The 25,556-nt window shown below is 66.7% G+C and carries 22 protein-coding genes and 1 riboswitch; of the genes, 10 read left to right on the top strand and 12 right to left on the bottom strand.

Annotated elements, in window-relative coordinates; translation table 11 throughout:
* Nucleotide 1: 1 nt before the first annotated feature.
* The 5 genes from V5F48_RS16790 to V5F48_RS16770 all read right to left on the bottom strand — a co-directional run bounded on the left by V5F48_RS16790 (nucleotide 2) and on the right by V5F48_RS16770 (nucleotide 4,432).
* Complete coding sequence (locus tag V5F48_RS16790) at nucleotides 2-652, bottom strand: urea amidolyase associated protein UAAP2 (RefSeq protein WP_394259624.1); 651 nt, start codon at nucleotides 650-652, stop codon at nucleotides 2-4.
* A gap of 12 nt (nucleotides 653-664) precedes the next feature.
* Nucleotides 665-1,477 (bottom strand): urea amidolyase associated protein UAAP1, encoded by an 813-nt coding sequence (locus V5F48_RS16785; protein ID WP_394259623.1) that lies wholly within the window; start codon nucleotides 1,475-1,477, stop codon nucleotides 665-667.
* Between the two features lie 11 nt (nucleotides 1,478-1,488).
* A complete protein-coding gene (locus V5F48_RS16780; protein ID WP_394108535.1) occupies nucleotides 1,489-2,313 on the bottom strand; it encodes an ABC transporter ATP-binding protein in 825 nt (274 codons plus the stop codon).
* Nucleotides 2,310-3,122, bottom strand: coding sequence for an ABC transporter permease (locus tag V5F48_RS16775; RefSeq protein ID WP_394259622.1), 813 nt, complete (start codon nucleotides 3,120-3,122; stop codon nucleotides 2,310-2,312). The genes V5F48_RS16780 and V5F48_RS16775 overlap by 4 nt, the downstream gene beginning before the upstream one ends.
* 206 nt (nucleotides 3,123-3,328) lie before the next feature.
* Nucleotides 3,329-4,432 carry a putative urea ABC transporter substrate-binding protein gene (locus tag V5F48_RS16770; protein WP_394259621.1) on the bottom strand — a complete coding sequence of 368 codons (1,104 nt, stop codon included), beginning with the start codon at nucleotides 4,430-4,432 and terminating at the stop codon, nucleotides 3,329-3,331.
* A gap of 72 nt (nucleotides 4,433-4,504) precedes the next feature.
* A riboswitch (guanidine-I (ykkC/yxkD leader) is annotated at nucleotides 4,505-4,615 on the bottom strand.
* A gap of 253 nt (nucleotides 4,616-4,868) precedes the next feature.
* On the opposite strand from V5F48_RS16770, the gene V5F48_RS16765 reads away from it, so the two are divergent.
* Complete coding sequence (locus tag V5F48_RS16765) at nucleotides 4,869-5,885, top strand: AI-2E family transporter (protein WP_394259620.1); 1,017 nt, start codon at nucleotides 4,869-4,871, stop codon at nucleotides 5,883-5,885.
* Nucleotides 5,886-5,993: 108 nt separating this feature from the next.
* Here V5F48_RS16765 and V5F48_RS16760 read toward each other — a convergent pair whose 3' ends face one another.
* Complete coding sequence (locus tag V5F48_RS16760; protein WP_394259619.1) at nucleotides 5,994-7,481, bottom strand: alpha/beta hydrolase; 1,488 nt, start codon at nucleotides 7,479-7,481, stop codon at nucleotides 5,994-5,996.
* Nucleotides 7,482-7,672: 191 nt separating this feature from the next.
* On the opposite strand from V5F48_RS16760, the gene V5F48_RS16755 reads away from it, so the two are divergent.
* From V5F48_RS16755 to V5F48_RS16740, 4 genes are all read left to right on the top strand, one after another.
* A complete protein-coding gene (locus V5F48_RS16755) occupies nucleotides 7,673-8,137 on the top strand; it encodes a DUF2948 family protein (protein WP_394259618.1) in 465 nt (154 codons plus the stop codon).
* A 94-nt stretch (nucleotides 8,138-8,231) separates the two neighbouring features.
* Complete coding sequence (gene hisD / locus V5F48_RS16750; protein WP_394259617.1) at nucleotides 8,232-9,524, top strand: histidinol dehydrogenase; 1,293 nt, start codon at nucleotides 8,232-8,234, stop codon at nucleotides 9,522-9,524.
* 16 nt (nucleotides 9,525-9,540) lie between these two features.
* A complete protein-coding gene (locus tag V5F48_RS16745) occupies nucleotides 9,541-10,035 on the top strand; it encodes a UPF0262 family protein (RefSeq protein WP_394108528.1) in 495 nt (164 codons plus the stop codon).
* 6 nt (nucleotides 10,036-10,041) lie between these two features.
* Complete coding sequence (locus V5F48_RS16740) at nucleotides 10,042-10,503, top strand: arsenate-mycothiol transferase ArsC (RefSeq protein ID WP_394108527.1); 462 nt, start codon at nucleotides 10,042-10,044, stop codon at nucleotides 10,501-10,503.
* Between the two features lie 120 nt (nucleotides 10,504-10,623).
* Here the strand turns inward: V5F48_RS16740 and V5F48_RS16735 are convergent, their stop codons facing one another.
* Entirely contained in the window at nucleotides 10,624-11,967 is a 1,344-nt protein-coding gene (locus V5F48_RS16735; RefSeq protein ID WP_394259616.1) for a GntP family permease, read from the bottom strand.
* 193 nt (nucleotides 11,968-12,160) lie between these two features.
* Complete coding sequence (locus tag V5F48_RS16730; protein WP_394259615.1) at nucleotides 12,161-12,730, bottom strand: gluconokinase; 570 nt, start codon at nucleotides 12,728-12,730, stop codon at nucleotides 12,161-12,163.
* Between the two features lie 247 nt (nucleotides 12,731-12,977).
* On the opposite strand from V5F48_RS16730, the gene gntR reads away from it, so the two are divergent.
* A complete protein-coding gene (gene gntR / locus V5F48_RS16725) occupies nucleotides 12,978-14,030 on the top strand; it encodes an HTH-type transcriptional regulator GntR (protein ID WP_394259614.1) in 1,053 nt (350 codons plus the stop codon).
* A 96-nt stretch (nucleotides 14,031-14,126) separates the two neighbouring features.
* On the opposite strand, the gene rpoD is transcribed toward gntR, so the two are convergent.
* Together rpoD and dnaG are read right to left on the bottom strand one after the other, a co-directional pair.
* Entirely contained in the window at nucleotides 14,127-16,127 is a 2,001-nt protein-coding gene (gene rpoD / locus V5F48_RS16720) for an RNA polymerase sigma factor RpoD (protein WP_394108523.1), read from the bottom strand.
* A 293-nt stretch (nucleotides 16,128-16,420) separates the two neighbouring features.
* Nucleotides 16,421-18,340, bottom strand: coding sequence for a DNA primase (dnaG, locus tag V5F48_RS16715; RefSeq protein WP_394259613.1), 1,920 nt, complete (start codon nucleotides 18,338-18,340; stop codon nucleotides 16,421-16,423).
* A gap of 543 nt (nucleotides 18,341-18,883) precedes the next feature.
* On the opposite strand from dnaG, the gene V5F48_RS16710 reads away from it, so the two are divergent.
* On the top strand, nucleotides 18,884-20,299 hold the full coding sequence (locus V5F48_RS16710) for an alanine/glycine:cation symporter family protein (RefSeq protein WP_394259612.1): 1,416 nt from the start codon (nucleotides 18,884-18,886) through the stop codon (nucleotides 20,297-20,299).
* A 61-nt stretch (nucleotides 20,300-20,360) separates the two neighbouring features.
* Here V5F48_RS16710 and V5F48_RS16705 read toward each other — a convergent pair whose 3' ends face one another.
* Nucleotides 20,361-20,822 carry a GatB/YqeY domain-containing protein gene (locus tag V5F48_RS16705; protein WP_394108520.1) on the bottom strand — a complete coding sequence of 154 codons (462 nt, stop codon included), beginning with the start codon at nucleotides 20,820-20,822 and terminating at the stop codon, nucleotides 20,361-20,363.
* 271 nt (nucleotides 20,823-21,093) lie between these two features.
* Here V5F48_RS16705 and carA point away from each other — a divergent pair, with 271 nt between their 5' ends.
* The gene (carA, locus tag V5F48_RS16700) at nucleotides 21,094-22,329 is read left to right on the top strand and encodes a glutamine-hydrolyzing carbamoyl-phosphate synthase small subunit (protein WP_394259611.1); all 1,236 of its coding nucleotides are present in this window, start codon (nucleotides 21,094-21,096) and stop codon (nucleotides 22,327-22,329) included.
* Between the two features lie 71 nt (nucleotides 22,330-22,400).
* Here carA and V5F48_RS16695 read toward each other — a convergent pair whose 3' ends face one another.
* Nucleotides 22,401-23,090, bottom strand: coding sequence for a GntR family transcriptional regulator (locus V5F48_RS16695; RefSeq protein ID WP_394108518.1), 690 nt, complete (start codon nucleotides 23,088-23,090; stop codon nucleotides 22,401-22,403).
* A 401-nt stretch (nucleotides 23,091-23,491) separates the two neighbouring features.
* Between V5F48_RS16695 and V5F48_RS16690 the strand changes: the two genes are divergently transcribed.
* Nucleotides 23,492-23,959, top strand: coding sequence for a CBS domain-containing protein (locus V5F48_RS16690; protein ID WP_394259610.1), 468 nt, complete (start codon nucleotides 23,492-23,494; stop codon nucleotides 23,957-23,959).
* Between the two features lie 267 nt (nucleotides 23,960-24,226).
* Entirely contained in the window at nucleotides 24,227-25,456 is a 1,230-nt protein-coding gene (gene frc, locus V5F48_RS16685) for a formyl-CoA transferase (RefSeq protein WP_394108516.1), read from the top strand.
* Nucleotides 25,457-25,556 lie beyond the last annotated feature (100 nt).

Here is a 25,556-nt window from a genome sequence, read left to right as displayed (position 1 = left end):
TTCAACCCTCCTCGCCGGCGAAGACGAGGACCTGGATCGGCGTCGGGTTGAAGCCGTTGCAGGGATTGTTGATCTGCGGGCAGTTGGAGATGACGAGAAGCACATCCATCTCCGCCAACAGCTCCACATAGTCGCCGGGGCCGGAGATGCCGTCCACGATGGCCAGTTCCCCCGAGGGCTCCACCGGCACGTTCATGAAGAAGTTGATGTTGGGCACCACGTCGCGCTTCGACATGCCGTGCTTCATCACCTCGATGACGAAATTCTCCCGGCAGGCGTGCAGATACTTCACCTGGTGGCCGAAGCGCACCGTATTCGCCTCGCACGAGCAGGCCCCCGCCGAGGTGTCGTGCCGGCCGCAGGTGTCGGCGGTCACGGTGAGCATGAGGTTACCCTCGGACGAAATCAGCTTCGTGCCCGTGGATACATAGGCCGAGCCCTGCACCCGCAGCGTATCCTGCGAGGAATAGCGCTCGGAGAAATCGTCGGCGCGGTAGAACAGGGTATCCACCGCCTGCTGGCCTTCCAGATCCACGATGCGCACGCTCTCGCCCTTCTTCACCACGCAGGAGAAGGGGGCGTTGGCCGGCACGACGTAATCGGCGATGGCCGCGGAAGCATCCCGCACGGGGGTTGCGAAAAACGTGCTCATGTCAGCCTCCCCTCAGCGCGCATTGTTCTCGAAGCCGCGGACGGCCTCGATAGTGGCGGTGCGGCACAGATCGTCCGCGGCCGGCGCGGGCGCGCGGAAGCGGACGGCCTCCACGGCAGGCGGGGCGTAGTGCACCGCCGAATCCAGGGGGTGGGGGCAGTTGGACAGGGCGACCATGAGGTCCATCTCGGCGCGCAGGTCCACGAAATCGCCGGCCTGCCGCTTGTCCTCGATCCAGTGGAAGGTGCCGTCGGCGTCCGTGCGCACGGGGGCGAAGAAGGTCAGGGCCGGGGGGATATCGCGCTTGTCGTAGCCGAGCTTGCCAGCGGCGAGGATGAAGTTGTCGCGGGTGTTGCGCAGCACCTTCTCGCCATAGCGGGCGCGGTTGGAGGTGGCGGTGGAGCCGCCCACCAGCGCGTCATGGAAGCCGGTGGTGTCCTCGATGAGGGAGAGCATCACCCGCCCCATGTCGGAGAACAGCACGCGGCCCTTGCCCAGCGCCGCGGTCCACTGGACCTTCACCGTGTCGGCATAGTTCAGCCGTTCGGTCTTGTCCGCCGCCGCCCAGGCGATCATGGAGACCGCCGCCGGGCCGTGGGCCAGATGGATGCGCAGCGCCTCGCCGGCTTGCAGCGGCGTCGACCAGTACCAGCCGCCGGGAATGGTCTCGGCATGGATCAGGGCGCCTTCGGGGATGGGCGCGCCATCGCGGGGCGTCGGGCCGGGCAGGGCCTTGGGCGCGTGCTGCTGGCCGGCGGCCTTCAGTTCGGCATAGCGGCGCTTGTTCTCTTCGATGAAGAGGCGGGTATCCTCGGTGACGGTCATGGCGTGTCTCCTCAAGCCGTCTGGAGTGCCGGGTCGTCCCGGCCGGGTCCCGAGGGGATGGCCGGGTCGTCCCGGCCTGGGGTGGGTGATGGCTTTTGAGGCTTGCCGGCGATGCGGGTCGGCCAGACCTCGATGTCCTTGGCGATGGTGGCGCCGTAGCGGGCCTTTTCCTCGGGCCGGTTGCGGCGGCGCTCGAAGGCGATGATGCGGGTGGCCAGCGTGAAGGCTTCCTTCAGGTCGTGGGTCACCATCACCACGGTCATCTCGCACTCGTTCCACAGCTTCAGCATGAGCTGGTGGATGTCGGCCCGGATGCCGGGGTCGAGCGCGCCGAACGGCTCGTCCAGCAGCAGGATCTTCGGCCTGCGCATGATGGCCTGCGCCAGTGCCAGGCGCTGCTGCATGCCGCCGGACAGGGCGGCGGGATATTTGTCCTCCGCGCCCTTCAGTCCCACTTCCGCGATGAGGGCGCGGGCCTCCTCCTCCACCTGACGGCGGCGGGCGCCGAACAGGCGGCCGATGAAGGGGGCTTCCTCCATCTCGGCGGCGAGCACCACGTTGCCCAGCACGGTGAGGTGCGGGAACACGGAATAGCGCTGGAACACCACGCCCCGGTCGGCTCCCGGCTCGCGGGCGATGGGCTTGCCGTCGATCAGCACCTCGCCGCGCGTCACGGTCTCTTCGGAGAGCAGGATGCGCAGGAAGGTGGTCTTGCCGCAGCCCGAGGGGCCGACGAGGGCGATGAAGGAGCGCGGGGTGAAATCGAGGGAGATGTCCTCCAGCACGATCTGGTCGCCATATTCCTTCCACAGGTGGCGCACGGCGATTGTCGTCATGTCGCGGCTCCGAACCAGGGGAAGAAGAAGCGGCGGGCGCGCACCAGCGCGAAATCCATGGCCACGGCAAGGAGGGTGATCCAGGCCACGTAGGGCAGGATCACATCCATGGCGAGATAGCGCCGCACCAGGAAGATCCGGTAGCCAAGGCCACTGTCCGAGGCGATGGCCTCCGCCGCGATCAGGAACAGGAAAGCCGGCCCCAGCGACAGGCGCAGCCCGTCCATCAGGCGCGGCAGGATCTGCGGCAGCACCACCCGCAGGGCCATCTGCCAGGTGGAGGCGCCCAGGGTCTGCGCCTTGATCATCTGTTCGCGCGGCAGTTCCTCCACCCGCATGGCGAGGTCGCGCACCAGATAGGGCGTGATGCCGATGGTGATGAGCGCGATCTTGGAGGCTTCCCCCAGCCCCATCACGATGAACAGGATGGGCAAAAGCGCCAGCGGCGGCACCATGGACACCATGGCCACGAACGGCGCGAGGAAGGACCGCACCATGGGCAGCATGCCCACGAGCACGCCGATGAGAAGCGCGATGGCGGTGGAAATGGCGAGCGCCGAAAACAGGCGTTCAAGGCTCGCCAGCGTGTCCGACCACAACAAATAATTGCCGGTGCGCGCATCCGCCGTGAAGGCCACCTTGCCGATGGCTTCGCCCAGGGAGGCGAGGCTCGGCAGCAGCTTGTCGTCGGGATTTGCGGACAGGCGCTCGGCCGAGCCCAGCACATAGGCAAGCACGACAAGGGCAAAGGGCAGGATGGCGAGGAACAGCGCCGTTCCCCGATCCGGCCTGATGTTGACGAGGCGCATCAGCGCTGCTCCGAAAATTGGGTTGGGTGGCAGCCCGTCAGGGCCGCAGGGGCTCCCTCTCCCGCTTGCGGGGGAGGGCAGGGGAGGGGGCGACGCCGTGAGGTAAGCGCCGCTGCGTGTATTGCCCGGCACCGTGGGAGGCGGAGCCATCCGCCCCCTCCCAACCCTCCCCCGCAAGCGGGAGAGGGCTTCGGACGGAGAGACCCTCAGAGCTTGCCGTCGGCGGCGAGGGCCATCCAGGTATCGACGAAGCGGAACTTCACGTTCTTGGCGTCGCCCAGCACCTTGCCGTCGGCCAGCGCGATGCCCACGGCGTCGGCGGACTTGGCGTTGGAGCCGAGCAGGTTCTTCTCGAACAGGAAGGTGCGCACCCGGTCCATGGTGGTGCCCACGGCGGGGGAGCGCACGAAGGCCACCGCGTCCGAGGCCTTGGCGAAGAGCTTGGTGGCGGCAAGCTGGCTGTCGAAGCCGGCGAGGTCGGAGCCGGAGGCCTTGCCCATGGCGGCCCGCGCCGCCTTGCCGGCCTCGGTGTCGGCGGTGAAGAGGGCCGTGGTCTCGTACCAGATGCCGGCGAGGGCCTTGCCGAAGTCCGGGTTATCCTTGAGCGTGTCGGAGTTGGCCACCATGAGGTCCATGATCTCGCCGGGGATCTTGGATGAATCGAACACGTTGTGGGCGGCCTTGTCGGCGAGGACCTCGGAGACCAGCGGGTTCCAGGTGACGACTGCCGTCACGTCCTTGGTCTTGAAGGCGGCGACCATGTCGGCGTCGGAGGTGTTCACCACCTTCACGTCGCGCTCCTTCAGCTTGATGCTCTCAAGCGCGCGGGCCAGCAGATAGTGGGAGACGGAGAACTCCACCAGGTTCACCTTCTGGCCCTTGATGGCCGAAAGCTCCTTCTTGCCCTTCAGGATGACGGCGTCGTTGCCGTTGGAGAAGTCGCCGACGATGACGGCGGTGGTGTCCACGCCGCCGGCGGCGGGCACGGAAAGGGCATCCATGTTGGTGACGGTGAGGGCGTCGAAGGCGCCGGCCGTGTACTGGTTGATGCTCTCCACATAGTCGTTGAACTGCACCACATCGATCTTGATGCCGTATTTGTCGGCCCACTTCTTCACGATGCCGGCGTCGTTGGCGTAGCCCCACGGCATCCAGCCCACATAGATGGACCAGGCGACCTTGAAGTCTTTCTTGGGCGCGGCGGCGGCCGGCTGGGCGGCGAACACAAGGCCCACCACGGCGGCGGCGCCGAGGGCGCGGGCGGCGAAGGATTTCAGGCGCTGAGCTGAGAACGAGAACGCAGTGTGCATGTAATTCCCCTTCGTTTCGAACGATTGGGAACTGGCGGAAACCCAAGTGCCGCCAATTCCTTGGCCACTGAGGTCTCCCGGGCTTTTATCCCGCCGTGCACCCGCCCCGGATGTCTCCCGGAGCAGTGGTAGCTCTCGGACCAGCACATCCCGCAGGATGCCGGAACCCTAGCCACCAACTCATCCTGCTATCAAGCAACGGACGTGCCAGATTTTGGCTTTAATAAAATCAACACTTTATGGACTTCGCCGGTCGACCCTGTGCGTCGGAGTCGTGCAGCGATGGCATAAATTTTATGCAGAAGTGTCATTCGATGTGCGTATTGCATACATCGGTGTGTCCTGCGCCGCCCGCCCGCCATCCCGTCTGCATCCCTCGCCATACGGTTGCGCCTGAGGTATTCGGCGCAGGTCCGCTTTCGGGGAAGGATGCAGCATGACGTTTCCGGTCGGTCTCGCCGCGGCGATCTTGGCTTTCGCCGCCCTCTATGTCGCGGACACCCTGATCGTGCCGGTGGCCTTCGCCGTATTTGTCATCGCCGTGGTCTATCCCCTCCAGGCCCTGCTGGAGAAACGCCTGCCCAAGCTGCTGGCCGTATTGGCAACCCTCGTCATCACGCTGGCGGTGGTGGCCGGGGTGTCGTCCGTGGTGGTGTGGGGCTTCAGCCATGTGGCGACCTGGGTGTTCCAGAACACCGCCCGCTTCCAGGCGCTCTATGGCCAGGCAGCCACCTGGCTGGAGGGGCACGGCTTCGTGCTCGCGGGGCTGTGGGCCGAGCATTTCGACGTGCGCTGGCTGCTGCGGGTGTTCCAGGACCTGTCCGGCCGCCTGCAGGGGCTGGCGAGTTTCCTCGTCTTCACCTTCGTCTATGTGCTGCTGGGGCTTTTGGAAGTGGATGCCATCAAGAGCCAGGTGCTGCGCCTCGGCCGCTCCGGGCGCGCGCCGCACCTGCCGGCGGCCCTCGCGGATACGGCGGCCAAGCTGCAGAAATACATGGCGGTGCGCACCCTCATGAGCATCGCCACCGGCGCGGTGGTGTGGGTGTTCACGCTCACCGCAGGGCTGGAACTGGCGCTGGCCTGGGGCGCCATCGCCTTCGCCATGAACTACATCCCCTTCATCGGCCCGTTCGTGGCGACGCTGCTGCCGGCCCTGTTCGCCCTCGCCCAGTTCGAATCCTGGGAGATGGCGCTATTCGTCTTTGCCTGCCTGAACGTGATCCAGTTCCTCTCCGGCTCCTATCTGGAGCCGCGTCTGGCCGGCAAGGCGCTGGCGGTGTCGCCGTTCCTGGTGCTGTTCTCCGTGTTCTTCTGGGCCTTCCTGTGGGGCATTGCCGGCGCCTTCATCGGCGTCCCGATCCTGATCGCCGTCCTCACCATCTGCGCCCACCACCCCTCGTCCCGCTACGTGGCGGAACTGCTCTCCGGCCAGACGGTCCCGGAAGAGGTGTGACCCCAAGCCCGCGCGGCGTCTGAGCGTAGGCCGCAAGGAAGCCCGCGCGGCGCCTGAGCGTAGGCCGCAAAGGAGTCCGCGCGGCGCCTGAGCGCAGGCCGCAAACATTCACCGCGCGGGGGGCAGGCCCGCGGCCACCCGCTCGGCGAGATAGGGGAAGAAGGGGTTGGAGGACATGCGCACCAGCATGTCCACATTCACCACCAGCGACCCGAATTCCCCCCGCGCGGCGATGTCGCCGAGCCGAATGCCGAAGCTGTCGGCCAGGTCCGGCTCCAGCCCGTAGAGCCCGTCGGAGAGCGGGAACGGGATCGCCACATGGGACAGGGAATAGACGTCCTCCGGATAGGTGACCGAGAGCGCGCTCCGGGTTTCCTCGGTGGCGTTAGCCAGGGTCTCGCGCACCTCCATGGCCTCGGTCGTGGTCGAGGCGTTGGCGATCACGGCGGTGCGGAACCGGCGCGGCGCCGGCGGCAGCAGGCGGGAGAGGGCGGTGCCGGCATTGACCGTCAAAAGCTCCTCGAACTGTCCGCCGCGGTTGATGTCGAACAGCACCAGCTCGCTGCCATTGTCGTCGAGGCGGGCATGCAACTCGTCGATCACCGCGCGGGTGCTCACCGTGTGGTCCAGCACCGACTGGAAGGTGAGCACCGGGGCAAGGCCCGAAAGCCGCCCGGAGCGTGAATGGCGCGTGATGTTCGCTTGCAGCGCCTGGGTCAAAAGGAAGGATTCGCGGGCGGCATGCACCGGGAATGAATTGTACTTGAAGGGGTTGAACTCGGGGATCAGGCTCAGCCAAGCCGCCTTGGCGAAGGCGGGGAAGATGGCCGGCAGGCCGGCGAGGCCGGCAAAGCGCGCGAACTCCGTCACGCCCACCATGGGCGACATCAGCACGATGCGGGACGGCGCCACCAGCGCGGGATCATCCAGCGCATCCAGCGCATGCATGAGCGCCAGCGCCCCGCCATTGGAATAGCCGACGATGTGCACCGGCTTGTCCGGCCCCACGCGGCGGCGCGCCTCGCGCATGGCAAGGCGGGTGGCGGCGATCCAGTCCTCGTAATCGGTCCGGGTGAGGGCGCCGGGAACGGTGCCGTGGCCCGGCAGGCGCAGCACGATGGCGATGAAGCCGTGATCGGCATAGAGCTTGGCCAGATGCCGGTGGCTGTAGGGCGAATCGGTGAGGCCGTGCAGGAACACCGCCGCCCCCTCCGGCGCCCCTTCCGGCGCGCCGTTCGGTTCCAGCACATAGGTGCGGTTGAAATCCTGGGCGAAGCGGCCGGGATGGATGGGGCTGGCATCAAAGTAGCGATTGAAGCGCACCCGCTCGGCAGTGTCGAGCTTCTGCGTCACCTCGGTGCGCACGGCGGCGAACGCCTTGTCCTCGGCCTGGAGGTATTGGGCAAGGTCGGCCGTCGCCAGTTCGCTGCGGCTGAGTTCCGGCGGCACGAAGGTATGCCAAGGCTCCAGCGGCGGGCCGCGCTGGCTGTCCACCGCCCGCACCACGAAGATGGTGAGGAGGACGGCAGCCACCAGCAGGGCGAACAGCTTCACCGCGCGCTTGGAGCCCCGCCACAGCGGGCCGAAAATCCTCATGGTGCCGTCATCCCTTATGCCGCACGCCCCGGCGCAGGGAACCTATAGGTCGCCCGGGTGCCATGGCAAAGGCGAAGCATGGCGTTTCGCCCGTCCCGGCGAGCGGTTGCAGGGCTGAGCCGCGCCTTTGCCCCTTGAAGGGCAGGGCCGTGATGGCTATCTCCGCTCCATGCCAGAAAGGCGGTATCGCCATGGAAAATCTGAAGCTCATCGCCCTCGACGACGAGGATCTCGCCATTTTCTCCGCCCATCTTCAGGATGCGGTGGTGAAGACGGTGGACATGGGGTTCCTGCCGCGGTTGCAGCGCTTCGCCATGGTGCTCAACCGGTTCGATTGGGACCAGCAGGTCTGCGCCAACGAGACCGTGCGCCGGCGCACCGGCCTGCATTTCGAGCGGGTGCGCGACGTGAAGTGCCGCAACATGGAGGAGGGGCGCCGCACCGGCGTGCTCAACCTCCTCGCCGTCACTTTCATCCCCGGGGAGACGCCCTCGGGCTTCGTGCTTCTCACCTTCTCGGGCGGCGCGGAAGTGCGGCTTGAGGTGGAATGCATCGAGGCCGGCATGCGGGACCTCGGGCCGGCCTGGGGGTGCACCCACGCACCCAGGCATCCGGTGCCCGAAGAACTGCCGGAAACCAAGGGCACCGCCGCTTGAGCGATGCCGCAGAGGCGCCGGCGCCACACGCCGCCGGCGCGGCACGGTGACCGCGGGGCTTCCCTCGCGGGCGAACCTGCTCTAGCAAGGCGGCATGCCGATCCGCCTCATCACCGAACAACCCGACTTTCCTGAGCGTTTCACCACCTTCCTCGGCTCTAAGCGCGAGGCCTCGGTGGACGTGCAGGAGCAAGTGGCCACCATCATCGCCGACGTGCGCGCGCGGGGCGATGATGCCCTGATTGATCTGTCGCGCACCTTCGACCGGGTGGACCTCGAAAAGCTGGGCCTGCGCGTGAGCGACGCGGAGCTGGACGCGGCCCTTGCTTCCATCCCGGACGAGACCCGCGAAGCCCTTGTCTTTGCCAAGGCGCGCATCGAATCGCACCATGCCCGGCAGAAGCCGACCGACGAAACCTATCGCGATGAGGCCGGTGTGGTGCTGGGCCACCGCTGGACCAGCGTGGACGCGGTGGGGCTCTATGTCCCCGGCGGTACGGCGGCCTATCCCTCGTCGGTGCTCATGAATGCGGTGCCGGCACAGGTCGCGGGCGTTCCGCGCATCGTCATGGTGGTGCCGGCGCCGGATGGCGAGATCGCGCCGCTGGTGCTGGCGGCGGCGCGCCTTGCCGGCGTCCACGAGGTCTATCGCGTGGGCGGAGCCCAGGCGGTGGCGGCCCTCGCCTATGGCACCAGGACCATCCAGCCGGTGGACAAGATCGTCGGCCCCGGCAACGCCTATGTGGCGGCGGCCAAGCGGCAGGTGTTCGGCAAGGTGGGCATCGACATGGTGGCCGGCCCCTCCGAGGTGCTGATCCTCGCCGACGGGGATGCCAGCGCCGACTGGATCGCCGCGGACCTCCTCGCCCAGGCCGAGCACGACACCGCCGCCCAGTCCATCCTCATCACCGATTCGCCCGAACTGGCGGACCAGGTGGAGAAGGCGGTGGAGGGCATGCTGGCGACCCTGCCGCGCGTCGCCATCGCCTCGGCCTCGTGGCGCGACCATGGCGCCATCATCCTGGTGCCGGATCTTGCCTCGGCCATCCCGCTGGTGGATCGCATCGCGCCCGAGCACCTGGAGATCCACGCCGCGAATGCGGACGACCTCGCAGCCAAGGTGCGGCATGCGGGGGCAATCTTCGTCGGGGCCTTCACGCCGGAGGCCATCGGCGACTATGTGGGCGGCACCAACCATGTGCTTCCCACCGCCCGCTCGGCGCGCTTTTCCTCGGGCCTGTCCGTGCTCGACTTCATGAAGCGCACCTCGATCCTGAAGCTCGACGCCGGCGCTTTGGCGCAACTCGGGCCGGCTGCCGTGCGCCTTGCGGCGGTGGAGCGGCTCGACGCGCACGGGCGATCGGTCTCCATCCGCACCAACAGATGATCGGAAGGACGAGGCGATGAGCGACACGCCGGATGCCCGCCCCTCAGCCCGCCTCACCGCGGTGACGCTCGACGACGCCTCCATCGGCCATTCCAGCGCGGACATCGACCACGAGCGCGCCACCGCCATCTGGGACCTCATCGAGGACAACACCTTCGCCCCGTGCAACGATCCGGGGGAGGGGCCCTACACGTTGCACATCTCGCTCGTGGAGAGCCGGCTGGTGCTGGACATCAAGCGGGAGAGCGGCGAGCAGGTGGTGCAGCACCACCTCTCCCTTGCCCCGTTCCGCAAGGTGGTGAAGGATTATTTCCTCGTCTGCGAGAGCTATTACAACGCCATCCGCTCCGCCTCGCCGAGCCAGATCGAGGCCATCGACATGGGCCGGCGCGGGCTCCACAACGAGGGCTCGACGCTGCTGCGCGAGCGCCTGGATGGCAAGGTGGAGCTGGATTTCGACAGCGCCCGGCGCCTGTTCACGCTCATCTGCGCCCTGCACTGGAAAGGCTGAGCGACCATGGAGCCGGATGCGGCACCCAGGCGCTCGGCGCGGCCGCAATCGGTTCTCTTCATATGCGGGCAGAACGTGGTGCGTTCGGTGATGGCGCAGGCGCTGGCCAAGCATCTGTTCGGCAAGTCCATCTATGTGGCTTCGGCCGGCGTGATCGCGGGCGAGGCCGATCCCTTCGTGACCGCGGTGCTGGACGAAATCGGCCTCGACGTGAAGAAGCATCGGCCGCAGAGCGTGGAAGACCTTGAGGAATACGAGGGCCTCAGCTTCGATCTCGCCATCACCCTCTCGCCGGACGCCCACCACCGCGCGCTGGAATTGACCCGCACCAACGCTTTGGGCGTGGAATACTGGCCCACCTCCGACCCTTCGCGGGAGGCGGGCAATCGCGAGCAGCGCCTCGATGCCTACCGCACCGTGCGCGACGAGCTGGAGCAGCGCATCCGCGCCCGGTTCCGCCAGCCCTGACACCAGCCCGCGCGGCGCCTGAGCGAAGATATCCCGGATGCGCAGCATCCTCAGGATTGTAAAAGATACGCCCGCCGCCGGACGTGGGGAAGCGGCGGCGGGCGCGCTGTCGCGGGGGAGCTACACCACCAGCGACAGAGCCATGATGAGGCCGAGGGCGACCACCGACAGGATCGTCTCCATGGCGGTCCAGGTCTTGAAGGTCTCTTCCACCGTCATGTTGAAATACTGCTTCACCAGCCAGAAGCCGGCGTCGTTGACGTGGGAGAGCACCACCGATCCGGCGCCGGTGGCCAGCACCAGCAGCTCGCGGTTGACACCGGGGGTGAGCGCGAGGACCGGGGCGACGATGCCTGCGCCGGTGATGGTCGCCACCGTGGCGGAGCCCGTGGCCACCCGGATCACCGCCGCCACCAGCCAGGCGAGCAGGATGGGGTTGACGTGGGCCTGCACCGCCATGTGGCCGATGACATCGCCCACCCCGCTCGCCACCAGCATCTGCTTGAAGCCGCCGCCGGCACCGACGATGAGGATGATGCCCGCCACCGGCAGGAGGCTGTCGTTGAGATGCTTGCCGATGACCTCGCGGGAGAAGCCGCGGGCGCTGCCGAAGGTGTAGAGCGACAGCAGCAGCGCGGCGAGCAGGGCGGTGATGGGGTGGCCGATGAGGTCCAGCCATGCCCGGATCGGGTTGCCTGCGGCGAACGCGACATCGGCGAAGGCCTTCAGCAACATCAGCACCACCGGCAGCAGGATGGTGGCGAGGGTGACGCCGAAGCCAGGCAGGGTGTGCGTGCGCGTATCCTGCACGAACTGGGCGACCAGTTCCGGCGACGCGTGGCCCGGAATGCGCCGGGAGATGAACGAGCCGAACATGGGGCCGGCGATGGCGGCGGCGGGAAGGCCGACGATGAGGCCGTAGAAGATGGTCTTGCCGATGTCGGCGCCGAACACCCCCACCGCCAGCAGCGGGCCGGGATGGGGCGGCACCAGGCCGTGCACGGCCGAGAGGCCCGCCAGCAGCGAGATGCCCACCTTCACCAGCGACACGCCGGTGCGGCTCGCCACCACGAAGACGAGGGGGATGAGCAGCACGAAGCCGATCTCGAAGAACAGCGGAATGCCCACCAGGAAGGCGGCGAGCATGATGGCCCAATGCACCCGCTGCTTGCCGAAGGCATCGATGAGGGTCTGGGCGATCTGGTCCGCGCCGCCCGATTCGGCCATGAGCTTGCCCAGCATGGTGCCGAGGCCCAGCACGATGCCGACGAAGCCGAGCACGCCGCCGAAGCCGTCCTGGAAGGACTTCATGATGAGGTCCACCGGCATGCCGGAACTGAGGCCCAGGAAGCCCGCGGCCAGGATCAGGGCCACGAAGGGATGGACCTTGAAGCGGGTGATGAGGACGATGAGGCCGATGATGGTCACCGCCGCGTCGACCAGTAGAAATGTGTCCTTGCTCATGCCCAGCATGGGTTCCTCGCAATGGTCTTCAAGATCAGTGGAAAAATGCCGCCCGCAGGTCCGGTCACCCCGCCGGCATGGCCGGAAGGCGAGAACGCGCCGATGACACCGGGTGAGATAGCGCTATCTTTGAAGTCCGAGACATGGCGTGCGCCAGCAATCCCGGACTTGGGCGGATGGAGGGGGAAGGGAGTTAGACAGTCTGACGAAGAGTGGGGCCTGAGCCTTGCCGCGCGTCCGTGGCCGGCGCCGCCGAGTCGCGCCACCATGCGACCACCTGGGCGGCCATCTCGGACAGGGGGAGCGTGGCGTCGAGGGTGAGGGTCAAGGCCTCGGCCGAGGGGCGCTCTAGCGCCGCGAACTGGCTGTCGATCAGGCTGGCCGGCATGAAATGACCGGGCCGCTCGGCCACCCGGCGGGCGGCCATCTCGCGGGTCAGGTCAAGGAAGACGAAGCCGAGGCCAGGGACCGCCGCCCGCAGGGCGTCGCGATATTTCAGCTTCAGCGCCGAGCAGGTGAGAACGGGCGTCGCGCCCGCGCCGATGGTCCGCCCCATCTCGTCGCCAAGGCGCGCCAGCCATCCGGCGCGGTCGTCGTCGTCGAGGGGAACGCCGGCCGACATCTTGGCGATGTTGCTTGCGGGATGGAAGCTGTCGCCTTCGATCAGGCGCGCGCCGGCCAACTCGGCCACGGCCGCGCCGACGCTGCTCTTGCCACAGCCCGAAACACCCATGACCACCAGGGCTGCAATCGTATCGCCCATCTCAGTCTCCCCCCGTGCCTTCTGGGCGTGTCGCGCGACCGCTTGGAGATAGCGCTATCTTTGCCGGCCCCAAACAGACCAGCCATGCGCCGACGGGCTATTGACCTCAAATCGGGCATGTCCCTAACTCTCAAAAGGAATCGCGCTTCCGTTACTGTGGAGCGCGCAATTTTCTTGCTTGATGCCGTCAAGATAGCGTTATCTTATGCCGCTGTCGGCGGCGGCTATCAAGCGGAAAAACGCGTCCATGTCCCAACGGTCTTCGAGTGGATCGTCCGGTGGCTCCTCCCGCGGGTCGCGCGCCAGCGGCCGTCCCACCCTTGCGGAGCTGGCCCGGATCGCCGGCGTCTCGCCGATCACCGCCTCGCGGGCGCTGCGCGGCGTTGCGAGTGTGGATCCCGATCTGGCAAAGCGGGTGCGGGAGGCCGCGGCGGCGCTGAACTACGTGGCTAATCCCGCCGCACGCACCCTCGCCTCCGCCCACAGCGATGCGGTGGCGGTGCTCATTCCCTCCCTCTCCAACCTGCTCTTCATCGACACGCTGGAGGCAATCCACGACGTGCTCATGCCGCGGGGCCTGGAGGTGCTGATCGGCAATTTCCACTATTCGCCGGAGGAGGAGGAAAAGCTTGTCCGCAACTATCTCGCCTACCAGCCCCGCGGCATCCTGCTGACCGGCCTGGAGCAGACGCCGGCCACGCGCAGCCTGCTGAAGGCGAGCGGCATCCCCGTTGTCTACATGATGGAGCTGAGCCGGGAGGCGGGGCTTCACAGCGTCGGCTTCTCGCAGGAGGAGTCCGGCGCGGCGGTGGCGCGTCACCTGCTGGCGCGGGGCAGGCGCCATCTTGCCTATGTGGCCGCCCAGCTCGATCCGCGCGCCCTCGAACGCGGGCTCGGCTTCCAGCGGGTGCTGGCGTCGGAACGGGAGGTGCGGCCCCCGGTGTGGCTCTCGGTGCCTGAACCCTCATCGGTCGTCCTCGGCGGCGAATTGTTCGTGCGCCTGCTGGAGGCCTATCCCGACATCGACGGCATCTTCTTTTGCAACGACGACCTCGCGCAGGGTGCCATCTTCGAGGCGACGCGACGGCAGATCCCCATTCCCGGCCGGGTCGCCGTGGTCGGCTTCAACGACCTGCCGCTGTCGGCCCACATGGCCCCGCGCCTCACCTCCATCCGCACCCCGCGAGCCAGGGTGGGCGAGGCGGCAGCGCGCCGGCTCGTGGATCTCATGGAGGGGGAGTGCCGTGCCGAGCCGGCCATCGATCTGGGCTTTGAACTGGTGGAGCGCGAGAGCAGCTGAGGCAGGCTTTGCTGGCGCCGGCAGGCTGATAGCAAAAGCGGCAAAAGAAAAGGCGGCCTGTTTAGGCCGCCTTTTCCGACTGGGATTACCGCCCGCTCAATTGTCGAGGAACGACCGCAGCTTGCGCGAGCGCGAGGGGTGCTTGAGCTTGCGCAGCGCCTTCGCCTCGATCTGGCGAATACGCTCGCGGGTCACCGAGAACTGCTGGCCCACTTCTTCCAGCGTGTGGTCGGTGTTCATGCCGATGCCGAAGCGCATGCGCAGGACGCGTTCCTCGCGCGGGGTCAACGACGCGAGCACACGCGTCGTGGTTTCGCGAAGATTGCTCTGGATCGCCGCGTCGATGGGCAGGATGGCGTTCTTGTCCTCGATGAAGTCGCCGAGGTGCGAATCCTCCTCGTCGCCGATGGGCGTTTCGAGGGAGATGGGCTCCTTGGCGATCTTCAGCACCTTGCGCACCTTCTCAAGGGGCATGCCGAGCTTCTCGGCCAGCTCCTCAGGGGTGGGTTCGCGGCCGATCTCGTGCAGCATCTGCCGGCTCGTGCGCACGATCTTGTTGATGGTCTCGATCATGTGCACGGGGATGCGGATGGTCCGCGCCTGGTCGGCGATGGACCTTGTGATGGCCTGCCGGATCCACCAGGTGGCATAGGTGGAGAACTTGTAGCCGCGCCGGTACTCGAACTTGTCCACCGCCTTCATCAGGCCGATGTTGCCCTCCTGGATCAGGTCCAGGAACTGCAGGCCGCGGTTGGTGTACTTCTTGGCGATGGAGATGACGAGGCGCAGGTTGGCCTCCACCATTTCCTTCTTGGCCTGGCGGGCTTCCTTCTCGCCCTTCTGCACCATCTGCACGATCTTGCGGAACTCGGCGATCTCCAGCCCGGTCTCCGTGGCCAGCGCGTGGATGTCGCCGCGGATCTCGTGGATGGTATCCTTCTCGTGGCCGACGAAGCCCTTCCAGCCCTTGGTGCCGAGCTTGGACACGCGCAGCACCCACTTGGGGTCCAGCTCCGCGCCCATGTAGTTCTTCAGGAAGTCGTCGCGGGTCACGCCATAGCTGTCGGCGAGGCGCAGCAGGCGCCCCTCCAGCCCGACGAGACGCTTGTTGATCTCGTAGAGCTGCTCCACCAGGGCGTCGATGCGGGCCTGGTTGAGGGACAGGCTCTTCACGTCGCCGACGAGGTCTTCCTTCAGCTTCTTCGCCTTGCGCTCCTGCGCCGGCGAGAGCGTCTCGTTCTTCAGCTTGGATTCGACGTTCTGGTCCTGAAGGCGCCGCAGCTTGGTGTAGGAGGAGGCGATGCGGTCGAAGGTTTCCAGCACCTTCGGCTTGATCTCCGCTTCCATGGCGGCGAGCGACATGGAATTTTCCATGTCGTCGTCGTCGCCCTCGGGACCGGGCGCGTCGCCCAAAAGCCCGTCTTCCCCCGCTTCGGGGGCCAGGGCGGCCTCCTCGCCCAGGGCTGCGGGCGGGTTCTTGCCCTCGGGGCCGGCGTAGGTGGCCTCCAGGTCGATGATGTCGCGCAGCAGCACGCGGCCTTCGGTGAGCTCGTCGCGCCAGATGATGATGGCCTGGAACGTCAGCGGGCTCTCGCACAGGCCGGCGATCATGGCCTCGCGGCCGGCCTCGATGCGCTTGGCGATGGCGATTTCGCCCTCGCGGGAGAGCAGCTCCACCGAGCCCATTTCGCGCAGGTACATGCGCACCGGATCGTCGGTGCGCTCGGCCGGCTCGGACTTGGTCTCGGAGCGCGCGACGGCGCGCGGGGCGGGCTCGGTGAGTTCGCCGCCCTCGGCCTCCTCGGGCTCCTCGGCCGCCTCGGTTTCCTCAGTGCCCTCCTCGGCCTCGGCTTCCTCGGCCTCGATGACGTTGATGCCCATGTCGTTGAGCATGGCGAGGGTGTCCTCGATCTGCTCGGAGGTGACTTCCTCGGAAGGCATCACCTCGTTGAGCTGCTCGTAGGTCACATAGCCCCGACGCTTGGCATTCTTGATCATCTTCCGGACGGCGGCGTCGGAGAGGTCGAGCAACGGCCCGTCGGGCGCGTCGGTCTCCTTCTCGGGAGCCTCGGTCGCTTCGGAAGACTGCTTCGCCATGGACTTCTCCTGCGGATCCTGCTGACTGCCAACAGCAGAACGGCGGCGCGGCGCTTCGGCCGTGCCACCTTTTGCCTTTGCGCCCGGGAGCGGCTTTTTTGACGCCATCCCGTTAAACCAGCCTGAACGCACTTCCAACCCCTATGGTTGATGCGTTAGGCTCCCTTTCATTCCAATTCGCTCACCGGCATGGCCACCATGGGGGCCGACGACCGGATGGCGAGAAAGAGTGCCGTAAACCACCTTTGTACCCCACCGGTTCCCGGAAAACCCGTTCCAGGACCACGGCCGGTTCAAAGGGAGCGCACGGCACTCCGGCCGGATGACGCACCAAAGCCTTCCACCAGTGCCTCGGTCCCGTCCAGCGCCGAAAGGCGCTCGCGGACGTCCCGAAGCCAGGCAAAATTGGCTTCACTGGGGTCCTCCCCCAGGGTGCGCTCGGCCTCCTTTAGCTCTCTAGATAGCGCGTGGGCCTTGCGATGCAAGGCCGTGCGCTGATGCCACCAGAGCCGGACATCGCTCTGGGCGGTATCGGGATATGCCGGCCAGTCGTGCCGGGGGTTGGCGAATGCCTTCACCCGGCGCGTCAGGGCGTCGATGTCCGCCTGCCCCAGGCGCTCCGCCAGGGACTCGGCATCGGCACCTTCGAGGTGGGCGTCGATCAGGATGCGGCGCAGGCGATCCGCCTCCGGGTTGGCCAGCGGCAGGCTTGCCACGTCCTCATCCGCCTCGTCCAGCAGGAAAGTGTGATTTATGAGGCAGAACAGCAATAACGCCTCGTTGCGGGGCAGGGCGGCCATGGGGCCGCGCACCAGCGCGCTGCGGGCGATCTCGGTGCCGCGCGGCACCAGCGGCGGGGGCAAGGGCGCGCCGCGGCGGCCGCCGGATGGCTGCCAGCCGTCCTTCCAGCCCTCGCGCCGGGCCCTGGCCGGCGCGCGATCCTGCGGGGAGACGAGGGCGTTGAAGCGGCCGAGCAATTCCTGTCGGTAGTGCTTGCGCACCGTCTCGTCGGCGATGGCGGAGACCACCTCGCCGAGGCGCGCCTCGAGGCCCGCGCGGCGCTCCGGCGTGTCCAGAGTGGCGCTCTCGCTCTCGCGCGCCCACAGTTCCGCCACCAATGGCCGCGCCTGGGCCAGCACGCCCTCCATGGCCTCGCGGCCGGAGCGGCGGATGAGGTCGTCGGGGTCCTGGCCGTCCGGCAGGGTGGCGAAGGCGAGGCTGCGGCCCGCCTTCAGGTGCGGCAAGGCGAGGTCGATGGCGCGATGGGCGGCGCGCCGTCCGGCCTTGTCGCCGTCGAACAGCAGCAGCGGCTCTTCCGACATGCGCCAGAGCAATTGCAATTGCTCCTCGGTCAGCGCCGTGCCCAGCGGCGCCACGGTGGCGTCGAAGCCGGCCTCGGCCATGGCGATCACATCCACATAGCCTTCCACCGCGATCACCCGCGCGCCCGACTGGGCGGCGGTGCGGGCGGCGGCCCCGTTATAAAGCAGCGATCCCTTGTGGAAGAGCGGCGTCTCGGGCGAATTGAGGTATTTTGCCGGGACGTCCTTCTCCAGCGCCCGCCCGCCGAAGCCGACGATGCGGCCCTTGAGATCGGTGATGGGGAACATGACCCGGTCGCGGAAGCGGTCATAGGGCACGGGGATGTCGTCGCCGGCGATCAGCAGGCCGGCTTCCACCATGTCGTCCACCGGCACGCCGGCCTTGCCCAGCGCCTCCTTCAGGCGGAAGCGCTCACCGGCGGCATAGCCGAGGCCGAATCGCTTCTGGGTGGCGGCGCCCAGTTCCCGGTCGGCCAGGTAGCCGCGGGCCTTGGCGCCGAGGCGCGATTGCAGCGTCTCCTCGAAATGCCGGGCGGCCAGCGCCATGACCTCGAACAGGGTGTGCCGGCGCCGCTCCTTGGCGGCGGCTTCCGGGGTCTCCTGCGGCAGGGGGAGGCCGGCCATGGCGGCAAGCCGCTCCACCGCCTCGCCGAAGGGCAGGCCCTCCGTCTCCATCAGGAAGTCGAACACGTCGCCGTGCTTGCCGGACGAGAAGCAGTGGTAGAAGCCCTTCTGGTCGTTGACGAAGAAGGACGGCGTCTTCTCGGCATTGAAGGGGGAGAGGCCGGCGAACTCGCGCCCCTGCTTCTTCAGCTTGACGCGGCGTCCCACCACCTCCGACACGGGAAGGCGGGCACGGATCTCGTCGAGGAAGGCGGGCGAAAAGCGCATATGGCCTGATCGGTGCCTCGTCTGTTGGGTCGTCTTCGAGGTGTCGTCTTCGTGGTTTCGTAGGCGTGGTCTGGCGGCTATGGCGCGCAGGGCCGCCGAGGCCCATCGCGGGCGCTGCAGGACACGGCCTGTAACAGTGGGAGGAGGACCCTCGCTTGTAAAGCGCTGCGTGTTCGGCGGGCTGAACAAGACTGCAACCGGACAGGCAAATCCTCGTTATCCACATCACGGGATGACGTGGCGGAGCGGCACGTTCCGCTGCCGATCCCGATGGACCCCGGGGCGACCCGCCGCTAGAGCATTTCCCCGTTTCACTGAATCGTGGAAATGCTCTAGGTCATTGAGTTTACGCATTTTCTTTACGCGAACCGGTATCCACTTCGCTCGAAAATGCTCTTGAGCATGTTCGGCAATCACCGGTTCGCCGAACATGCTCTAGACCTTTGTTTCATCGCAATTGCGGACGCAAAACCGCTTCGCACTTTTGCTGAAATTGCTCTAGCTTGACCGGTGCACGGTGGCGTTGCACGGGGCTCGGGCGCAATGGACGCACTGATCGATTTCCTGAACACGGTCTTCTGGGGCTACATCCTCATCTACGGCCTGCTGGCGGTGGGCGTGTATTTCACCTTCCGCCTGCGCCTCATCCAGATCCTGCATTTTCCGGAGATGCTGCGCTCCGTGCTGCGGTCGGATGTCACCGACAAATCCGGGATCACGCCGTTTCAGGCCCTGTGCACCTCGCTCGCCTCGCGGGTGGGCACCGGCAACATCGCCGGCGTCGCCGTGGCGCTCACCCTCGGCGGGCCCGGCGCCATCTTCTGGATGTGGGTGGTGGCGGCCCTCGGCATGGCCACCGCCTTCGCCGAAAGCACTCTCGCCCAGCTCTATAAGGTGAAGGACGACGAAGGGCGCTATCGCGGCGGGCCGGCCTTCTACATCGCGCGGGGGCTGAAGGCGCCGTGGGCCGGCGGGGTATTCTCGGTCTGCCTCATCCTCTCCTTCGGCCTGGTCTTCAACGCCGTGCAGGCCAATTCCATCGCCGATGCCATGCACGGTGCCTTCGAAATCCCCAAGCTTTGGACCGGGCTGGCCGTCGCCGCGCTGTCGGGCGTCATCATCTTCGGCGGCATCTCCGCCATCGCGCGCACCGCTGAGCTGGTGGTGCCATTCATGGCGCTGGCCTATGTGGCTCTCGCGCTCTATGCGCTGGTCACCCATCTTGGCGCGGTGCCGGCCATGCTCGGCCATATCGTCGGCAGCGCCTTCGGTCTCGAGCCGGCGGCGGGCGGTGTCTCGGGAGCGGTGGCCGCGGCCATGCTCAACGGGGTGAAGCGCGGCCTGTTCTCCAACGAGGCCGGCATGGGCAGTGCGCCCAACATCGCCGCCGTGGCGACGCCCGATCCGCACCACCCCGTGAGCCAGGGCTTCGTGCAGTCGCTGGGCGTGTTCATCGACACCATCGTGATCTGCACCGCCACCGCGCTGCTCATCCTGCTGTCGGGCGTGGAACTGGGGACGCTCACCGGCACGCAGCTCACCCAGGCGGCGCTGGAGGCGCATGTGGGCGGGCTGGGACGCTATTTTGTCGCCATCGCCATCTTCTTCTTCGCCTTCACCTCCATCATCGGCAACTACTCCTATGCGGAGAATGCGCTGGTGTTCCTCGGCCACGGCCATGTGTCCGGGGTGGTGATCCTGCGCATCGGCGTGCTCGCCATGGTGGTGTGGGGCGCGATCCAGAGCGTCGCCACCGTGTTCAACGCGGCCGACGCTTCCATGGGGCTCATGGCCTCCATCAACCTCGTGGCCATCGTGCTGCTGTCGGGCACGGTGGTGCGGCTGGCGCAGGACTATCTCGCCAAGCGCAAGGCCGGCGTGGAGCCGGTCTTCATCGCCGCGGACATGCCGGACCTGCCGCCGGGCGTGGACGGCGAGATCTGGAAGCGCCGGGGCTGACCGGGTTTGCCTTCCATGAAGGGAGGCGGTAGCCGGCGGGCATACCCGCCGGCGAACGGCCTCAGCCGGCGGCGGTGAGGGCTTCCTTCACCCAGCCAGAGGCCTTGCCGAAGTCGATGGCGCCGGCGTGGCGCTCCTTCAGCACCGCCATGGTGCGGCCCATGTCCTTGATGCCCTTGGCCTCGATTTCCGCGATCACCGCCGTGATGGCGGCGCGGGTGTCCGCTTCCGAGAGCTGCTGCGGCAGGAAGGCCTGGATATAGGTGATTTCCTCGCGCTCCTGCTCGGCGAGCTCGGGGCGGGCGTTCTCCTCGTAGATCTTGGCGCTTTCCTCGCGCTGCTTGACCATCTTGGCCAGCAGGGCGCGCAGCTCGTCGTCGGTGAGGGGGTCCTTGCCGTGGCCGCGCTGCTCGATGTCGCGGTCCTTGAGCGCGGCGTTGATCAGCCGGAGCGTGCCGGTGCGGCGCTTGTCCTGCGCCTTCAGCGACTCTTTAAGGGCCGTGTTGATGTCGTCACGAAGCACGGAACGTCGTCCTTGATTGGGAGAATGGTTTGTAAGGGGGGAAACGCGGAAGCTCTGGCGGTTTAAGCTCTGGCGGTTTCGGGGCGCCGGGTGGAGCAACGGGGCTGGAATGACCCGGTTGTACGCTTTCGGCTCCATCCAAACGCCGGCCTGCGGAGGCTTGGTCCTCCCCGGTCCCTCGACGGTCTGGCGCCGCCTCTCCGGTGCCGCGCCGCACAAATTCGCGCGGGACGCTGGAAACCCGACGCGCGAGGCTCTATCTAGGCGATCCATGACCAACGAACAAGACCACGCCCCGACCGCTCCGGCCGAAGGCCGGGATGCGCGCCCCTCCGCCGAAGGCTGGAGCGAGCCCAAGCCCACCGCCGTCCTCGTCCTCGCGGATGGCACGGTCCTCGAAGGCTTCGGTATCGGCGCCCAAGCCTGCCTTGCCGGCGAAGTGTGTTTCAACACCGCCATCACCGGCTATGAGGAGATCCTCACCGATCCCTCCTATGCAGGCCAGATCATCACTTTCACGTTCCCGCACATCGGCAATGTGGGGACCAATGAGGAAGACATCGAGACGGTGTCCATGGCCGCCGCGTCGGGCGTGCGCGGCGTGGTGCTGCGCACCGCCATCACCGAGCCTTCCAACTACCGGGCGACCCGCCACCTGAATGAATGGCTGACGGCGCGCGGCATTCCCGGCATCACCGGTATCGATACCCGCGCGCTCACCGCCCTCATCCGCGAGGCGGGCATGCCCAACGCGGTCATCGCCCATGCCGCCGACGGCGTGTTCGACATGGCGGCGCTGAAGGCGCAGGCGCAGGCCTGGCCCGGGCTCATCGGCATGGACCTCGTGCCCGGCGTCACCTCCGCCCAGCGCTTCGGCTGGGACGAGACCACCTGGGAATGGGAAAAGGGCTACGGCCACCAGGCCGCGCCGCGCCACCATGTGGTGGCGGTGGACTATGGCGTGAAACGCAACATCCTGCGCCTGCTCGCCCGCGCCGGCTGCAAGGTGACGGTGGTTCCGGCCACCGCCTCGGCCGACGACATCCTGGCCCTGGAGCCGGACGGCGTGTTCCTCTCCAACGGCCCCGGCGATCCCGCGGCCACGGGGGAATATGCGGTGCCGGTGATCCGCAAGATCATCGAGACCGGCGTGCCCACCTTCGGCATCTGCCTCGGCCACCAGATGATCGGCCTCGCGGTGGGCGGACGCACGGTGAAGATGCATCAAGGCCACCACGGCGCGAACCATCCGGTCAAGGACCTCACCACCGGCAAGGTGGAGATCACCTCCATGAACCACGGCTTCGCGGTGGATCGCGAGACCCTGCCAAAGAATGTGGTGGAGACCCATGTCTCCCTGTTCGACGGGTCGAATGCCGGCATCGCTTTGGCCGACCGGCCGGTGTTCTCGGTGCAGTATCACCCCGAGGCGAGCCCCGGCCCGCAGGACAGTCACTATCTCTTCGACCGCTTCGTCGAGATGATTGGCAAGCACAAGGCGGCCTGAGGGGCCTTCCCTGGACATGTAAAAAGGCCGGCGCATGCGCCGGCCGTTTTATTTGCGTGCGTGGCCGCCGCTCAGTCCAGGAAGTTGCCGTGGTCGGAGACGTGGCGGGCAAGGCCCATGGTGTGCTCGCGCACCAGGCGCTCGGCGAGATCCGGGTCGCGCTTCTCGATGGCTTCCACGATCTTCGTGTGGTCCACGATGGAGCGCTGGGCGCGGTGGTCCTGGCCGATGGTCACCTTGCGCACCCCGCGCATGTGGGGAAACAGGTTTTCCGTGGTCTCGGCGATGAGCTGGCATCCGGACATGCGGATGATGAGCTTGTGGAAGGCAAGGTTCGCCTCGGAATATTCCGAGACATACTCTTCCGGATCGCGGTTGGCGAAGGCGCGCACATTCTCGCGCAGCAGGCGGATCTCCGCCTCGCTGGCCCGCTCGCAGGCGAGTCGCGCGGCCATGCTTTCCAGAGCCGCCCAGACGGTGATCATCTCGATCACCTCCCGCTTGGTCTTGCGCACCACGAAGATGCCGCGGCGGGGCACGGAGCGCACGAAGCCCTCCTGCTCCAGCAAGGTCATGGCCTCGCGAATCGGCGTGCGCGAGACGCCGAGCCGTTCGGAGAGCTGGCGTTCCTCAAGGCGGATTTCCTCGGGGTGGCTGTAGATGTCCATCTCCATGATGGCCGTCTTCAGCGCCTTGTACGCCTTCATGCGGAAGCTCGATTCGGTCTCGATCGGCTTCACATTGATATCCTGGTACGTCATCGCACCCTTTTGCCCCTGGCTGATTCAGGTTCGCCGGACCGGCGCCGCGCGATTCCCGCCTTTGCCCACCATATACATCATATCGAATGGCAGCATGATTGCTGGTGGTAAGCAATGCCGCACCTGCTGCGTAGTTGCATTGCGGTGCAGCAAAGATATGGGCCGGTTCCTGCCGCGTTGCGCGTTGACAGAATGTATTTTGAATACCAGCATCTCTCCGAGAAGACGGGGCGGCCTATTTGGCCCAAGCCCCGCCCATGACGGCGAACACAGGGCCGGGTCCGATCAGGTCGAACCGACCTGGTCGGTGAATCCGTTTCTGAATGTGTCATCGACGATGCGCCATCCCAGCCGCTTGCCTTGCAGGCGTCGGCGCGCGCTCGAGCCAGGGGAGAACGCCTATGAAGACCGTGGACGATATGCTGCGGGCCAAGCGCGACACCCGCATCATTACCTTGCGGATGCATGAAACTGTGGCTGACGCCGTATTGGTGATGAAGCGGGAGAACATCTCCTCCGTCATCGTCAAGGATGTCTGTCGTACCGAGGGCAACACCGTGGTCGGAGTCTTTTCCGAGCGCGATGTCACCCGCGCAGTGCTGGAGCACGGCGCCAATACGCCCAAGATGGTCCTCGCCAGCCTGCTGAAGCGGGAGGTGGTCAGCTGCACTCTGGCCGACAGCATCGAAACCGTGCTGCGGCTGATGGTGGAGCATCAGGTGCGTCACCTGCCGGTGATCGAGGATCACAGCCTCGTCGGTGTCATCAGCGCCACCGATCTCATGCGCCACTACCTCAAGGAAGAGGAAGCGGCCCTTCGCGAGCCGGTCAGCGCCGGCATGGAAGCAGGTCTCGCCGCTCTTAGGTGATGTCCTTGCGCAAAGGGATTGCGGGGACCGAACGACGGTGCTACATTTTGTATCTGGCATACGTAATTCAGTACACAAGAGTACCGCGGACCACGCCCTCAGGGTCCAGTCCCCGCCGGCCAAAGCTGGCAAACCCGCACAAGACACGCCGGCAACGCCGGTAATCGAGAAGATGGCGCGCCGGCGCAAGCCGGCAACCCAGCGAATAGCAAGCCGGCGCAGACCGGCGGCTCCGCAATCAGGGCAGGGAAATCCGGGAGTGGATGCATGGGCAAGGCGCTCGACGGCGTGCGCGTCCTGGACATGACGCACGTGCAGTCCGGCCCATCCGCGACGCAACTTCTTGCGTGGCTGGGGGCAGAGGTCATCAAGGTTGAGATGCCGCGGCGCGGGGACATCACCCGTTCGCAGCTGCGAGACAAGTCCAATGTGGACAGCCTTTACTTCACGATGCTGAACGCCAACAAGCGGAGCGTCACCATCAACATCAAGACGCCGCAGGGCCAGGAGGCCATGGGTCGCCTGATCGACGCCTGCGACGTGCTGGTGGAGAATTTCGGCCCCGGTGTGCTGGATCGGCAGGGCTTCGGCTACGAGGCCGTCCGCGCCCGCAATCCCCGGCTCATCTATGCCTCCATCCGCGGCTTTGCCGAAGGCGCCGGTGTGGATGCCAAGGCCTATGAGACCATTGCCCAGGCCATGGGCGGCGCCATGAGCACCACCGGCTGGCGCTCCGGCCCGCCCACCGCTTCCAGTGCCCAGATCGGCGATACCGGCACAGGCATCCATTGCGTGACCGGCATCCTTGCGGCGCTCTACCAGCGCACCATCAGCGGTGAAGGCCAGAAGGTGGACGTGGCCATGCAGGATTGCGTGGTGAACCTTCTGCGCGTGAAATTGCGCGACCAGCAGCGCCTTGGCGCCGGGCCGCTCACCGAATATCCCGGCGCGCCGGAGGGGGAATGCGTGCCGCGGGCGGGCAATTGCTCCGGCGGCGGCCAGCCGGGTGCCGCCCTGCGCTGCGCTCCGGGGGGCGAGAACGACTATTGCTACGTCATCATCCAGCCCCAGGGCTGGGCGCCGCTGATGCGGCTGGTGGGTCGCAAGGACCTCATCGAAGACGTGAAGTTCGCCTCGCACGAGGCGCGGGCCCAAAGGCTCGACCAATGCTTCGAAATCATCGAGCGCTGGACCGCGAAGCGCACCAAGTTCGAAGTCATGGCCGCCCTGAAGGCCATCGACGTGCCGTGCGGCCCGGTGCTGTCCACCAAGGACATCCTGGAGGATCGCGCACTCTATGACCGCGGGTTCCTGGTGGAGGTGCCGCATCCCGAGCGCGGCACCTATGTCACCGTTGGATCCCCCATCCATTTGTCCGCAAGCCATGTCCCCGTCGAGCGCGCGCCGCTCCTGGGCGAGCATACGGACGAGGTGCTGGCCACGCTCGGCTACACCCACGAAGAGATCGCCGGCATGCGTGCCGCCGGTGCAGTCTGACGGGATAAAAACACCCGTTTGAACATCCGCCGCTCCATGAGGGACAAAAAGAGGGTGGGGCGGTTACCAGCATCAAAAAGAACAAAGAGTCTCAAGGGGT

Source organism: Xanthobacter autotrophicus ATCC 700552 (genome assembly GCF_043194565.1).
GTDB lineage: Bacteria > Pseudomonadota > Alphaproteobacteria > Rhizobiales > Xanthobacteraceae > Xanthobacter > Xanthobacter autotrophicus_F.
Note: the sequence above shows the minus strand (reverse complement) of the source record. Positions and strands in the feature narration are given on the sequence as shown.

Bases quoted from the DNA above. Each gene is read 5' to 3' on its own strand.
- V5F48_RS16790 (WP_394259624.1), bottom strand. From the start codon at position 652: ATGAGCACGTTTTTCGCAACCCCCGTGCGGGATGCTTCCGCGGCCATC.
- V5F48_RS16785 (WP_394259623.1), bottom strand. From the start codon at position 1,477: ATGACCGTCACCGAGGATACCCGCCTCTTCATCGAAGAGAACAAGCGC.
- V5F48_RS16780 (WP_394108535.1), bottom strand. From the start codon at position 2,313: ATGACGACAATCGCCGTGCGCCACCTGTGGAAGGAATATGGCGACCAG.
- V5F48_RS16775 (WP_394259622.1), bottom strand. From the start codon at position 3,122: ATGCGCCTCGTCAACATCAGGCCGGATCGGGGAACGGCGCTGTTCCTC.
- V5F48_RS16770 (WP_394259621.1), bottom strand. From the start codon at position 4,432: ATGCACACTGCGTTCTCGTTCTCAGCTCAGCGCCTGAAATCCTTCGCC.
- V5F48_RS16765 (WP_394259620.1), top strand. From the start codon at position 4,869: ATGACGTTTCCGGTCGGTCTCGCCGCGGCGATCTTGGCTTTCGCCGCC.
- V5F48_RS16760 (WP_394259619.1), bottom strand. From the start codon at position 7,481: ATGAGGATTTTCGGCCCGCTGTGGCGGGGCTCCAAGCGCGCGGTGAAG.
- V5F48_RS16755 (WP_394259618.1), top strand. From the start codon at position 7,673: ATGGAAAATCTGAAGCTCATCGCCCTCGACGACGAGGATCTCGCCATT.
- hisD (WP_394259617.1), top strand. From the start codon at position 8,232: ATGCCGATCCGCCTCATCACCGAACAACCCGACTTTCCTGAGCGTTTC.
- V5F48_RS16745 (WP_394108528.1), top strand. From the start codon at position 9,541: ATGAGCGACACGCCGGATGCCCGCCCCTCAGCCCGCCTCACCGCGGTG.
- V5F48_RS16740 (WP_394108527.1), top strand. From the start codon at position 10,042: ATGGAGCCGGATGCGGCACCCAGGCGCTCGGCGCGGCCGCAATCGGTT.
- V5F48_RS16735 (WP_394259616.1), bottom strand. From the start codon at position 11,967: ATGAGCAAGGACACATTTCTACTGGTCGACGCGGCGGTGACCATCATC.
- V5F48_RS16730 (WP_394259615.1), bottom strand. From the start codon at position 12,730: ATGGGCGATACGATTGCAGCCCTGGTGGTCATGGGTGTTTCGGGCTGT.
- gntR (WP_394259614.1), top strand. From the start codon at position 12,978: ATGTCCCAACGGTCTTCGAGTGGATCGTCCGGTGGCTCCTCCCGCGGG.
- rpoD (WP_394108523.1), bottom strand. From the start codon at position 16,127: ATGGCGAAGCAGTCTTCCGAAGCGACCGAGGCTCCCGAGAAGGAGACC.
- dnaG (WP_394259613.1), bottom strand. From the start codon at position 18,340: ATGCGCTTTTCGCCCGCCTTCCTCGACGAGATCCGTGCCCGCCTTCCC.
- V5F48_RS16710 (WP_394259612.1), top strand. From the start codon at position 18,884: ATGGACGCACTGATCGATTTCCTGAACACGGTCTTCTGGGGCTACATC.
- carA (WP_394259611.1), top strand. From the start codon at position 21,094: ATGACCAACGAACAAGACCACGCCCCGACCGCTCCGGCCGAAGGCCGG.
- V5F48_RS16695 (WP_394108518.1), bottom strand. From the start codon at position 23,090: ATGACGTACCAGGATATCAATGTGAAGCCGATCGAGACCGAATCGAGC.
- V5F48_RS16690 (WP_394259610.1), top strand. From the start codon at position 23,492: ATGAAGACCGTGGACGATATGCTGCGGGCCAAGCGCGACACCCGCATC.
- frc (WP_394108516.1), top strand. From the start codon at position 24,227: ATGGGCAAGGCGCTCGACGGCGTGCGCGTCCTGGACATGACGCACGTG.